Below are 13,427 nucleotides of genomic sequence, written 5' to 3'. Positions count from 1 at the left end.
GTGCAATTATGTATTATTTTCTAAGTGATAATATTTATGCATTTAATTCCGGAACCGAATTTAGTCAGTTTAATCGAGTTAAACTGTTTAACAAAGACGAAGTTCATGCCAAAATTGTAACTTCTGCTTTTGATCCTATCTTGCATAAGAATATGGAAGATCATGGACTAACTAACGATGACGTAATTAATGTTTATGATTATTTTCAAAATACAACTAATGTAAAAAGAAAAAAGGTTAACTTACGATTAACTTCAGTAATTCCAAAGACGGATTATCACATTGAATATAAAAACGCTAACGTTTCAGAAATTAAAAACAATGGTCGGGTGATTGCACGGGTAAACGTGATGCCTGAAACCATTGGATTGGTCGGCAATATCGAACATCTAGACCAATTTAATAACGTAGGTTCTAAAGAATTTTGGGACTGGCGCGGGTTTAAATCAATGGAGGAATTTTACTTACCTGATGGTCGAATTTCTTCACAAATTTACTTTAACCTAGCCGGTGAACGAGTTTTAGAAACTACTTTCATGAACGTTAACGACAAACAACAACAAACCATGTGGCGTTTGATTAACTATCGTGGTCATAATTATCAGTTTGATACAGAAGCTCAGTTCTTGGAGTTTTTCTACAATGAACTCAATCAAGATAATAACAGTACCTTCATTTCTGATCGAAGAAACTGTGATTTACCATTAGCAAACGTTGAACATGCCAAAAAATGGGTTTTTGTCCACGATAATCACGTTACCAACGGAATGGATACGCAAAATAGTCCAATCTATCAAGGTTACAGCTTATCATTTACGGAAGAGCCCGAGAAATTTACAGGAATCTTGGTAGCAACGGAACGACAAAAACAAGATATTGAAAGTCGTTTTAAGGTTCATGTAAAAGTTGCTCCAGATTCATTTATTCCAGATTCAGAAAAGATTTCTGAAGCCGAATTAAACCAGCAATTATCAACTCGATTTGATAAAAAACAATTCTTATATGTGGGTCGAATTTCTCCCGAAAAACAACTAGACGAAATGTTTAAGATTTTCGCAGAAATTCATAAGGAATTACCTAAATCAACCTTGAAGGTTCAAGGATATGTAGGCGATCAAAACTACAAAAAAGAATTAGATGATTTAATCAAATCATTAAAAATTGAAGATTCAATTATTTTTGCACCATACAGTTCTAAGACAGCAGATGTTTTAAAAACGTATGATGAATCAATGATGTTACTATCGACTTCTCGTGGTGAAGGTTATGGAATTACAACTGTGGAAGCTATTTCACAGGGGTTACCAACCTTAGCTTATGATGTTCCTTATGGTCCCAGAGAAATCATTCAAGATAGTAAAAATGGTTACTTAGTTCATTACCATAATCGAGTCGATGCAATTAACAAGCTGCTGGATATTAGCAATGACCAAGATAAATATAATGAAATGTCGAAAAATTGTTTAGCACTAGCCGATAACTATAGTTACTCAAATACTAGAGCTAAATGGCGAAGTGTTACCGACAGCTATTAAAATAAAAAGACTTGATTTGAAAAAATCAGGTCTTTTTTAATTGAATATTGTTTAGTTTTTTTATATTATATTAATTTTTTGTTAAGAAAGGAAATCGTATGCTATACAATAAAAATGAGTTTGAAAAAAAGTCCGATAAAAAGATACTACGGAAAGTTAAAAAGAGTTGGGTCGTCGTATCATTAGCCACCTTCGCATTTCTCGGAGGAACTTATGCCTATTCTAATTTAGAAACACAAGCGGATGATACGGTCCCAACTTCAGAAGTTGGAAGTTCGGCTTCTGGAGTTTATCATAGCAGTGCAGTTGGGAGTGCAAGTGAGGCTGCTCCCTCAACTGGTAGTACATATCAGCCCCAATCAAACAGTGTGGCAACTGGCAGTCAAGCATCGGTTGATCCTCAATCGGTACATAGTAGTGGTTCGCAACCAGCACCACAATCAACAAGTAGTAGCAAAGGAATAGTAAGTTCGGAAACAACCGGATCAGTTTCAGGTGGTAGTCAAGCATCGACTGGATCTGCATCAACAGGTAGCACCAGTACTAGTAGCAGTGGTGCAAATTCCACTAGTTCAAGTAATGATGGTCTTTTTGATCGGATGAATAGTGGTGAAAGTGTTGCATCAAGTGCTGCAGGATCAGTTTCTGATAGAGGTGGTAGTCAAGCAAGTACATCTTCAACATCTGTGAATATTCCAACGCCGGATGAGGTTAAAAATGCAAATAAAAAGCCAGATTCATATGCTAGTGTTAGAAGTTATCAAGATTTGGTGAATGCTTGGAATAATTCGAATACTAGTTATATTAATATTGAAAGTGATATTACTAATTCTAATACAGTAGAAACTCTTGATCCTACCGTTAATTATCCAAACAATATGCAGGGAAGATTAATTGATTCTAATAATATAATTATTAATGGTAATGGACATACTATAGACCTTGGAAAAGATTCATTTAAGTTTAAAAATACGTATAATGCAAAAAAAATAACCACATTCACAATGACAAATTCTAAGTTTATTCAGTCTTTTATAGCTGCAGAAACAGAGAACCGTGCTTTAATTTACACACCTGATGGTAGAAATTTAAAAGTGAATGCGGATAATATCTCATTAACTCCTTCAGATGGTAAATTAACAACAAAAACCGATTCTCCGTTTAGATTTATATTTTCACCTCATGGAAAAGTTACTTTTTCAGGTTATAATGATTTCAAAATCTCAAATGAAATGACTAGAGGAGTTACTAATATTGATTTTGCCAATAGTGCTAAGGTGGAAATGCATCGTACTAGTTTAAATCCTGACTTACATTATTCTGAATTTTATTTTGATCATCCATATTTAGAATCAAACTATGGTGCTGATGATGGAAAAGCGGTTGGATTTGGTAATGCATTTAGAATGGGTGATGGTTCTTCTAATATTGTTTCAACTTATAAAAATGATTCAACGTATCAATCTAATTTTTCCGCTTTATATCTAGATATTAATAGTATACAAGTAGGAGATAGTGTTTATTGGGAGCAGAATGGGTTTCGTAGTTTTCTAGATGCAGATACTCATCCAACTGATACTGTTGATTATAACGGTGATTTTAAATTTGGAAAAAACTTTACATTAATATCTAATTCTAGTACATCTGGATATTCAGCTATTAATATTCTGGGACATGAAAACATTAGTTTCGAATCAGGAGCAGATATAACAATAAATCAGAGACATTCCAATTCTATTTTTTATATAGACGGTAATGCTACATTAAATATAGATTCTCCAAAGAGAATTCATTTGGCATACCAAGATGATAATGGGAATTCAACAAAAGCTATAAATAAAATAATTAGTGTTATATCAAATGGTAAAGTATCAATAACTGGTGAAAATTATAATTTGAAAACATTGTTATCAGATGATGATAATTGGTCTTCAAAAAAGTTTAATAAAATAAAAATTACAAATGATACTAAATTTAATATTGATAGAAAAGTGGATAATAATATTATTACAAGTACAAAAATGCCAAGAGAATTAGATATTTCACCAGTTCATAGTGATATAGATAGTAATAGTAGCTCAAGTGCTTCTTCGGCCAATAGTACAGCAGACTTATCAAAATATGTGAAATCCGCAAGTTTATCGAATGATGAAGCCAAAAATGCAGCACAACAAGTTGAAAATATTTATGAAAATAATGTAAATAGTAGTAATTCTGATTTTTCCTCTGCATTAAGTGATGCAAATAATGCATCTACAGAAGCATCTAATGCTTATAGTAATGCAATTAGTGAAAGCAATGCTAGTGATAGTACAGGAGCAGAATCAGCTGCAAATAAAGCTTCAAGTGAAAATGAAAATGCCCAAAAAGCTTTAGTCAAAGCACAAGCAGCTGTAAGCTCAAGTGCAGCACAATCATGGTCAATCCAAGCAAATGTAAAGAGTAGTGTGGCAGAAACAGCAAATAGTGATGCACAAAGTGCAAAAGGACAATTAAATAAGATCTATGTATCAAATAGTAGTAATGGAGATATTCAATCAGCATCAAGTGCAGCATCATCTGCAGCTACTCAAGCATTACAAGCTAAAGATCAAGCAGTAAGTTATGCGGGTCAAGCTAAAAGTGAATCAGACTTAGCATCAAGCGAAGCAAATAATGCTAAAAAAGCTACAACCAGTAGTGAAGCACAAATAGCAGTCCAAAGTGCTAAAAACCATGAAGAAAATGCAAAGTCATATTATAATTCAGCGGCTACAGCAGCCCAAAGTGCCGCAGAAGCTAATGATAAAGTGCAAACAGCATTGGCAAAAGCCCAAGCAGTTGTAAGTTCAAGTGCAGCGCAATCATGGTCAAAACAAGCTAGTGAAAAAAGTAGTGCGGCAGAAACAGCAAATAGTGATGCACAAAGTGCAAAAGGACAATTAAATAAGATCTATGCATCAAATAGTAGTAATGGAGATATTCAATCAGCATCAAGTGCAGCATCATCTGCAGCTACACAAGCATCACAAGCTAAAGATCAAGCAGTAAGTTATGCGGGTCAAGCTAAAAGTGAATCAGACTTAGCATCAAGTGAAGCAAATAATGCCAAAAATGCTACAACCAGTAGTGAAGCACAAATAGCAGTCCAAAGTGCTAAAAACCATGAAGAAAATGCAAAGTCATATTATAATTCAGCGGCTACAGCAGCCCAAAGTGCCGCAGAAGCTAATGATAAAGTGCAAACAGCATTGGCAAAAGCCCAAGCAGTTGTAAGTTCAAGTGCAGCGCAATCATGGTCAAAACAAGCTAGTGAAAAAAGTAGTGCGGCAGAAACAGCAAATAGTGATGCACAAAGTGCAAAAGGACAATTAAATAAGATCTATGTATCAAATAGTAGTAATGGAGATATTCAATCAGCATCAAGTGCAGCATCATCTGCAGCTACTCAAGCATCACAAGCTAAAGATCAAGCAGTAAGTTATGCGGGTCAAGCTAAAAGTGAATCAGACTTAGCATCAAGCGAAGCAAATAATGCTAAAAAAGCTACAACCAGTAGTGAAGCACAAATAGCAGTCCAAAGTGCTAAAAACCATGAAGAAAATGCAAAGTCATATTATAATTCAGCGGCTACAGCAGCCCAAAGTGCCGCAGAAGCTAATGATAAAGTGCAAACAGCATTGGCAAAAGCCCAAGCAGTTGTAAGTTCAAGTGCAGCGCAATCATGGTCAAAACAAGCTAGTGAAAAAAGTAGTGCGGCAGAAACGGCAAATAGTGATGCACAAAGTGCAAAAGGACAATTAGATAAGATCTATGCATCAAATAGTAGTAATGGAGATATCCAATCAGCAGCAAGTGCAGCATCATCTGCAGCTACACAAGCATCACAAGCTGAAAATCAGGCAGTAAGTTATGCGGGCCAAGCTAAAAGTGAATCAGACTTAGCATCAAGTGAAGCAAATAATGCCAAAAATGCTACAAACAGTAGTGCCGCACAAAATGCCTACGAAAGTGCTAAAAGCCATGAAGAAAATGCAAAATCATATTATGATTCAGCTACTACAGCAGCCCAAAGTGCAGGAGAAGCTAATGATAAAGTGCAAACAGCATTGGCAAAAGCCCAAGCAGTTGTAAGTTCAAGTACAGCGCAATCATGGTCAAGCCAAGCTAACGAAAAAAGTAGTGCGGCAGAAACGGCAAATAGTGATGCACAAAGTGCAAAAGGACAATTAGATAAGATCTATGCATCAAATAGTAGTAATGGAGATATCCAATCAGCAGCAAGTGCAGCATCATCTGCAGCTACACAAGCATCACAAGCTAAAAATCAGGCAGTAAGTTATGCGGGCCAAGCTAAAAGTGAATCAGACTTAGCATCAAGTGAAGCAAATAATGCCAAAAATGCTACAAAAAGTAGTGCCGCACAAAACGCCTACGAAAGTGCTAAAAGCCATGAAGAAAATGCAAAATCATATTATGATTCAGCTACTACAGCAGCCCAAAGTGCAGGAGAAGCTAATGATAAAGTGCAAACAGCATTGGCAAAAGCCCAAGCAGTTGTAAGTTCAAGTACAGCGCAATCATGGTCAAGCCAAGCTAACGAAAAAAGTAGTGCGGCAGAAACGGCAAATAGTGATGCACAAAGTGCAAAAGGACAATTAGATAAGATCTATGCATCAAATAGTAGTAATGGAGATATCCAATCAGCAGCAAGTGCAGCATCATCTGCAGCTACACAATCATCACAAGCTAAAAATCAGGCAGTAAGTTATGCGGGCCAAGCTAAAAGTGAATCAGACTTAGCATCAAGTGAAGCAAATAATGCCAAAAATGCTACAAAAAGTAGTGCCGCACAAAACGCCTACGAAAGTGCTAAAAGCCATGAAGAAAATGCAAAATCATATTATGATTCAGCTACTACAGCAGCCCAAAGTGCAGGAGAAGCTAATGATAAAGTGCAAACAGCATTGGCAAAAGCCCAAGCAGTTGTAAGTTCAAGTACAGCGCAATCATGGTCAAGCCAAGCTAACGAAAAAAGTAGTGCGGCAGAAACGGCAAATAGTGATGCACAAAGTGCAAAAAGACAATTAGATAAGATCTATGCATCAAATAGTAGTAATGGAGATATCCAATCAGCAGCAAGTGCAGCATCATCTGCAGCTACACAAGCATCACAAGCTGAAAATCAGGCAGTAAGTTATGCGGGCCAAGCTAAAAGTGAATCAGACTTAGCATCAAGCGAAGCAAATAATGCTAAAAAAGCTACAACCAGTAGTGAAGCACAAATAGCAGTCCAAAGTGCTAAAAACCATGAAGAAAATGCAAAATCATATTATGATTCAGCAGCAACAGCTGCAAGTTCAGCTTCCGCTGAAACTGCCAAAGCCCAAGTAGCCCTAGCTAAAGCTAGTTCACTATCAACTTCATTAGCAGCAAGTACAGCAAATCAAAATAAAGCAGCCGCAAGCAATTCCAGCGATGCCGCACAAAAGGCACAAAATACAGTAGATGCCATTTATAATGAAGGATCAAATAAGAATGATTCCGGTATATTAGCCGCATCCTCAGCTGCACTATCAGCAACAAACACTGCTTCACAAGCAAAAGTCCAAGCAGATAGTTATGCTAAAACTGCCAATGATGCTTCAAAAGCAGCAAAAAATGATTATCAAACAGCAAGTAATGCAGCAAAATATGGGAATGAAAGTGATGCGCAAAAAGCAGCTAGTCAGGCTAAAGATAATGAACAAATAGCATCAAGTGCACGTGATTCTGCAAGTAAAGCAGCAAAAGATGTAGCAGTAGCCAACGCTAAAGCACAAGAAGCATTAGGACGAGCAAGTTCACTATCAGCCTCATTAGCGGCAAGTGTCGCAAATGAAAATAAGGTAGCTGCAAGTACATCAAATGATTTTGCTCATAGTGCCGCGCAACAGATTCAAAATATTACTAATGATTCTGCTAATAAAGGTAATCATGAGATTGAATCTGCTTTGAATGATGCTCAATCAGCCGTAAATGCAGCAGCTCAAGCTAATAATTCCGCTGCTGTACATGCAAGTTCTGCAATGGAAGTTTGGTCAGTAGCAGCAGCTGAATATATAGATGCAAGTGATGCAGCTAGTTCTGGTAATGAAGAAACAGCTCAAAATGCAGCTAGCCAAGCAAGGAGTCAAGAACAAAAAACAATAAGTGTTCGTGATTCAGCAGCACAAGCAGCTAAGTCAGCCGCTATTCAAAATGTAAAAGCCCAAGAAGCACTGGGTCGGGCCAATTCATTATCAGCCTCATTAGCAGCAAGTGTTGCAAATGCCAAAAGTAGTGCTGCCAGTGCAGCAAAAAAAGCCGCGCAAGAAGCAGCACAACAAGCACAAAAGATTTCTAGTGCCGCTGCTAATCAAAATAATCAGGTTATTGCATCAGCAGCTAGTGATGCAACCTCAGCAGCAAATGCAGCGACGAAAGCCAATGATGCCACTACAGAATATGCAAGTTCTGCAATGAAAGTCTGGGCCGTAGCCGCAGCTGAGTATATTGATGCAAGTGATGATGATACTTCTATAGAAGAAAGTACCGCTGAAGTAGCTGCTAGTCAGGCTACCGACAATGCTCAAAATGCTTCAAATTCCCGTAACTCAGCCAGCTCAGCAGCGGAAATAACAGTAGCTGAGAATGAAAAGGCACAGTCTGCTTTAGAAAAAGCCCAAGCAGCAAGTGCAGCAGTTAGCGCGGCCTCAGAAGCAAGTGCTAGTGCAAGTATGGCTGCCAAGAGTCGGAGTCAAGCAATCAGCAATGCCGCATCTGCTGCAGCCGCAGCTAGTTTAGCCCAATCACAAGCAGATTTAGCGAAAAAGGTAAGTACCACTACCAGCATTGCTACTTCAGCATCACAGAGTGCCGCTAATAAATTAAGCGGAATTGCTAATGATCCTGAAAATAATAACAATCCAGTTATCCAAACAGCTTTGAGTACAGCAACTAAAGCAACAAGAAAGGCAGCAAGTGCTAGTTCTGCGGCAGTTAGCTATGCTAATCAAGCGCAAGTATCATCAAGTTTAGCTGCAAGTGAATATGTAGTTGCTTCAAGTACAGCAAATGTATCTAGTAGCGCAGCTAAAGTAGCTATTTCTGCAGCAGATTCTGCTAATCAAGCAGCTTCAGTTGGTGATAACGTTGGCGCTAATGGTTTTGCCAAAACGGCAAGTGTAGCTGCAAATGAATCAGAAGTAGCGGCACAAACCAGCCGTAATGCAGTCAGCAACGCTAAGCGATATAAACTTGCAGCGGCTCATTATTTGAGCTTAGCTAACTCTGCAGCAGCAGAAGCAATGACTGAAAATGAAACGGCACAAAGAGCCCTAGTTTCTGCGGAATTGGAAGTATTAAAACGAAAAGAAAGTAAAGTTAACGCTGCAAATGTAGCATTTAATTCTTCTAATGTTCACGAAAACGACAATAATCTAAACCAATCAAACGGAAAGTTACCACAAACTGGTGAAAGCTCAAGCAGACTATCCAACCTGGGATATCTAATCGTTAGCTTAGCAATCATCATGTTAGGTGTTTTCAAAAGAAAGGAAGATAAAGAAAAATAAACTAAAAATTAAATAAATAAAAAGCATTTTCGTTAATTAATCTAGGTAAAATTAATTAAAGCGAAGATGCTTTTTTGGTTACAATTGATTTATGATTCCTTGTCAAAAATCAACTAATTTTATGATTATATTGACTACATTTAAAATCAGATCAATGTTAGAGTAGTAATGATAAGAAATAAAACATAGAGGAGTACATATTAATGAATTTACAACCATTTTTATTAGCGGCGGAAAATCCAATTAAGGAATACAGTAATAATAAGATCATCAATAACTTTTTAAATAAGTTTAATTTAGATGACTTTCTCTGGGACGTGGCTACCAAAATTATTAGCATTATTTTAATTTCGCTATTGTTTTGGTTTATTTCAGCGATGGGGAAAAAGATTATTACCCATCTATTTAATAAATACCAAGGTCGCCTAGAGGTTGCAGTAAAAGGTAATAACGTCGATAAAAATAAGCTTCGAAGTAAGCGACGCAATAAAACCATCTTTACTTTAACGGAAAATGCCTACTATTATGTAGTGATTTTCTTCTGGCTTTACTCCATTTTAGCAATTGTGGGTATTCCAGTTGGGACCTTAATTGCCGGGGCCGGAATCTTCAGTTTGGCAATTGGTCTTGGTGCGCAAGGATTTGTTAGCGATATTGTTAGTGGTTTCTTCTTGCTATTTGAAAACCAAATTGATGTCGGAGAACATGTCATCATCAATGAAATTGATGGATTTGTGGTGGCAATTGGATTAAGAACGACGCAAGTTCGAACTTTAACTGGAACCCTTAATTTCATTCCCAACCGTAACATTACGACGGTTTCCAACTTATCTAGAGATAATATTTTGGCACTGGTTGATATTCGAATCATGCCAGATTCGCCCATTGATAAGATTAAAAACATCATGATTGAAGTTAATAAAGCGAAGAAAAATGATAATCCAGACGTGATTGGTGATCCTTTAATCTTTGGAACGGTTTATCTAAAAGATGGCTCACTAGCTGTTGAGTCAGTGATTACCGTTAAAAGTAGTGCGGAATTACGAGTTCAAGCCGAATATTTGGCAGCTTACCTAGATGCCTTTAAAGAGGCTGGAATTGAACTTCCCCTCTCACCAATTTCAGTTCCTAAAGCGAAATAATTAACGCTTAACTATCAGGAGAAAAAATTTGTTTAAAAATAAATTATTACTGGGGTCGTTGAAATCCTTTTTCCATGATTGGTTTCCTTACACGTTGTTGATTTTATTCGTTAACATCGTGATTATGGATATTATTTTACCAATTACCAATTGGATTATGACGGCTATCATGCAGATTAATCACATTTCGTATTTATCGTATACGAATGTTGTTGAAATCATTTTACAAAAGCCGTTGGCAGCGGGAGAAATCCTGTTGTTGATAGTCGCTATTTTAGGATTTACCTTTATTCACTTTTCGTTTTTACTGAACGGAATCAGTTATATCAACGAATATCATCGTTTGAACTGGCTGAACATTATTAAAGCCACGTTGTTAGATTTAAAGAAATTGGATAAACACAGCTTCTGGTTTTATCTATTTTACTTTGTGTTGGTGCTTCCAATTAGTGGGATTTTCTTCAATTCTCCCTTTTTATCGAAGGTTAAAATTCCCACCTTTATTCTAGATTTCATTTTAACGAAACCAGTTTTTACCATATTATTGTTGTTATTTTATGTCGTAATTCTTTACATCGCGTTACGGTTACTTTTAACACTACCATTAACCATTCTTAGTAGCGAAAATAGTAAAGGGGCCGCACGAAAAAGTTGGAAACTAACTAAACATAATTTATGGTTATTAATTTGGCGGATGTTTGTTTTAATGATGCTAACTACACTAGTGTTAGCACTAACTTCTGGAGGATTGTATTTAATCCAAAGTTACTTTGATAAACATCAGAGTAACGATGTTGCCTTGATTATGGCTTCCCTTAACATGGGAATCTTCCGGATTATCATTCAATTTATCAGTGGATTAAACATCGTAACTTTTGTCATTATGTTGATTAATCACTTCAACTTAAAGCCCCAAAAGTTAAACTTTAAACCAGTTGAAAAACAAAAACGACGGATTTTCAAAGTTATCTTTGGTTGCTTTATTCTAGTTTTCGTTGGAATTAGTTTAGCGAATGATATTACGTATCTTCAAGGAGCTTCATTGAATAAACCGCTAACGCTTTCTCATCGAGGTGTTGATAACGGTAATGGAGTGCAAAATACCATCCCGGCGTTAGAAAAGACGACACGAGAAAAACCGGATTATATTGAGATGGATTTACATGAAACCAAAGATCATGAGTTTGTGGTAATGCATGATGAAAACTTAAAAGCATTGGCAAACGTTGATAAGGCACCACATGAATTAACTTTAAAAGAAATGCAAAATTTGACTGCGCATGAAAATGGTTATTCTGCTAAAATTGCCAGCTTCGATGACTACTTAACCGCGGCAGAGAAGCATCATCAGAAGTTATTGATTGAAGTTAAAACCACTAAGTATGACTCAAAAGATATGATGGATAACTTTATCAATAAGTACAGTCAACGAATTTTAAAGGATCATGATCGGGTTCATTCGTTAGACTACTCCGTGATTTCTAAGCTGAAAAAAGATAAACCAGAGCTTTATAGTAGTTACATTTTGCCGTTTAATTTTACCTTCCCAGAAACTAAGGCGAATGCCTATACAATGGAAGAAACTACTTTATCGCAGGATTTTGTTACAAAAGCTCACATGCATCATCAAGCTGTGTTTGCTTGGACCGTTAACCAAGAAGATGAAATGAATCAAATGATTTTCTTGAATGTTGATGGGATTATCACTGATAATTTATCTGATTTAAAACAAACGATTAACGAGAACTTTAAAAATCCGAGCTATGCCGACCGCTTTGTAAACTATGCGAATAATCTACAAGGGGCAGTCGATATTAGTAACGGAGATAAGAACTAAAAAAACTTGTAGGAATTAATTCCTACAAGTTTTTTGTTTATTCTTTGGTTTTAGGCTTAACGGTCATCACGTCACATGGTGCGTATAGATTTACAAAACTGGCAACGGAACCCAAGAGTGTAGGGGTTCTTTTTTTACTCTTATTTCCAATCATGATTAAGTCGTTATGATATTCTTTGGGAAAATCAAAAGCAATTACATTTTTGGGATTTCCAAAACGAACATGGATATGTATGTTAGTAAATCCAGTCTCTTGTTTAATTGAACTAGCTAATTTTTTTAGCGTTTTAAGGTGATCATTAACGGTGTAAGTAATTTGATTTCCATCCATTGCTCCGAATGTAAAACTAAAATTAGTGTTAATTACGTTTAAAAGATCAATTCGGCCATTATTTCTGATTGCAATTTCTGCTGCTTTTAGCGCCAGCTCTTTAGTTATAGACGAATAATCAACCGGCACCAAGATGTTTTTGTACTCATTTTTCATAAAATGGCTCCTTTTTTAAGACTTTATGTGATAAAATCTTAACAATATTGTTATATACTTAATTATACTTTAAATTAAGTTAATGTTTAAGTAAAAAGGAGGTACATTATTATGTCGTCAATTATTCAATTTAAGGACGTCCAAAAATATTATGGGAAGTTTCATGCCCTCACTGATATTAATTTAGACATCCAACATGGCGAAACAGTAGTTTTAATTGGACCATCAGGTTCTGGAAAGTCTACGTTACTACGAAGCATTAATGGACTGGAAACGATTCAAGAAGGAAAACTAATCGTAGATGGGAAAGATTTAAGTAGCGATAAGACCAACTTGAATCAGTTAAGAACTGATGTGGGAATGGTCTTTCAACACTTTAATTTGTACAACAATAAAACTATTTTAGAAAATATTATGTTAGCTCCTAAGATTGTTTTAAAGCGTGCTGCAGCAGAGAATCGCAAGGTTGCGGACGAACTATTGAAACGAGTTGATTTAACTAATCAAGGTAGTAAGTACCCTGCCCAATTATCTGGTGGACAAAAACAACGGATTGCAATCGCACGTTCGTTAGCAATGGATCCTAAAGTAATCTTGTTTGATGAACCAACTTCCGCACTAGATCCAGAAATGGTTGGAAGTGTTTTGAGTGTAATGCGTGATATTGCTAAGAATCCGAACATGACCATTTTGGTGGTTACCCACGAAATGGAGTTCGCCAAGGCAGTAGCCGATCGAGTATTATTTATGGCTGATGGTAAAATCCTAGAAGATACCTCTACTCAAGAATTCTTTAAACAGCCTAAGACAGAACGGGCCCGTCAATTCCTTTCACAAGTTGAACATCATTAA

6 protein-coding genes are annotated in these 13,427 nt (G+C 36.4%); 5 read left to right on the top strand and 1 reads right to left on the bottom strand.

The window, feature by feature from the left end:
• Nucleotides 1–8 precede the first annotated feature (8 nt).
• The 4 genes from R4B61_RS01480 (at nt 9) to R4B61_RS01465 (ending at nt 12,088) form a co-directional block, all read left to right on the top strand.
• On the top strand, nt 9–1,535 hold the full coding sequence (locus R4B61_RS01480) for a glycosyltransferase (RefSeq protein ID WP_413627882.1): 1,527 nt from the start codon (nt 9–11) through the stop codon (nt 1,533–1,535).
• Between the two features lie 98 nt (nt 1,536–1,633).
• A complete protein-coding gene (locus R4B61_RS01475; protein ID WP_413627881.1) occupies nt 1,634–9,109 on the top strand; it encodes a hypothetical protein in 7,476 nt (2,491 codons plus the stop codon).
• 203 nt (nt 9,110–9,312) lie between these two features.
• Complete coding sequence (locus R4B61_RS01470) at nt 9,313–10,251, top strand: mechanosensitive ion channel family protein (protein ID WP_413627880.1); 939 nt, start codon at nt 9,313–9,315, stop codon at nt 10,249–10,251.
• Between the two features lie 28 nt (nt 10,252–10,279).
• Nucleotides 10,280–12,088, top strand: a complete 1,809-nt coding sequence (locus tag R4B61_RS01465; RefSeq protein ID WP_413627879.1) for a glycerophosphoryl diester phosphodiesterase membrane domain-containing protein — start codon at nt 10,280–10,282, stop codon at nt 12,086–12,088.
• A 37-nt stretch (nt 12,089–12,125) separates the two neighbouring features.
• Here R4B61_RS01465 and R4B61_RS01460 read toward each other — a convergent pair whose 3' ends face one another.
• Nucleotides 12,126–12,575: a universal stress protein gene (locus R4B61_RS01460; protein WP_413627878.1), complete on the bottom strand. Its 450-nt coding sequence runs from the start codon at nt 12,573–12,575 to the stop codon at nt 12,126–12,128.
• A 111-nt stretch (nt 12,576–12,686) separates the two neighbouring features.
• On the opposite strand from R4B61_RS01460, the gene R4B61_RS01455 reads away from it, so the two are divergent.
• Nucleotides 12,687–13,427: an amino acid ABC transporter ATP-binding protein gene (locus R4B61_RS01455; RefSeq protein ID WP_413627877.1), complete on the top strand. Its 741-nt coding sequence runs from the start codon at nt 12,687–12,689 to the stop codon at nt 13,425–13,427.

The sequence above is a fragment of the Fructilactobacillus vespulae genome (genome assembly GCF_047324295.1).
Classification (GTDB): domain Bacteria; phylum Bacillota; class Bacilli; order Lactobacillales; family Lactobacillaceae; genus Fructilactobacillus; species Fructilactobacillus vespulae.
This window is presented reverse-complemented; position numbering and strand designations above follow the sequence as displayed.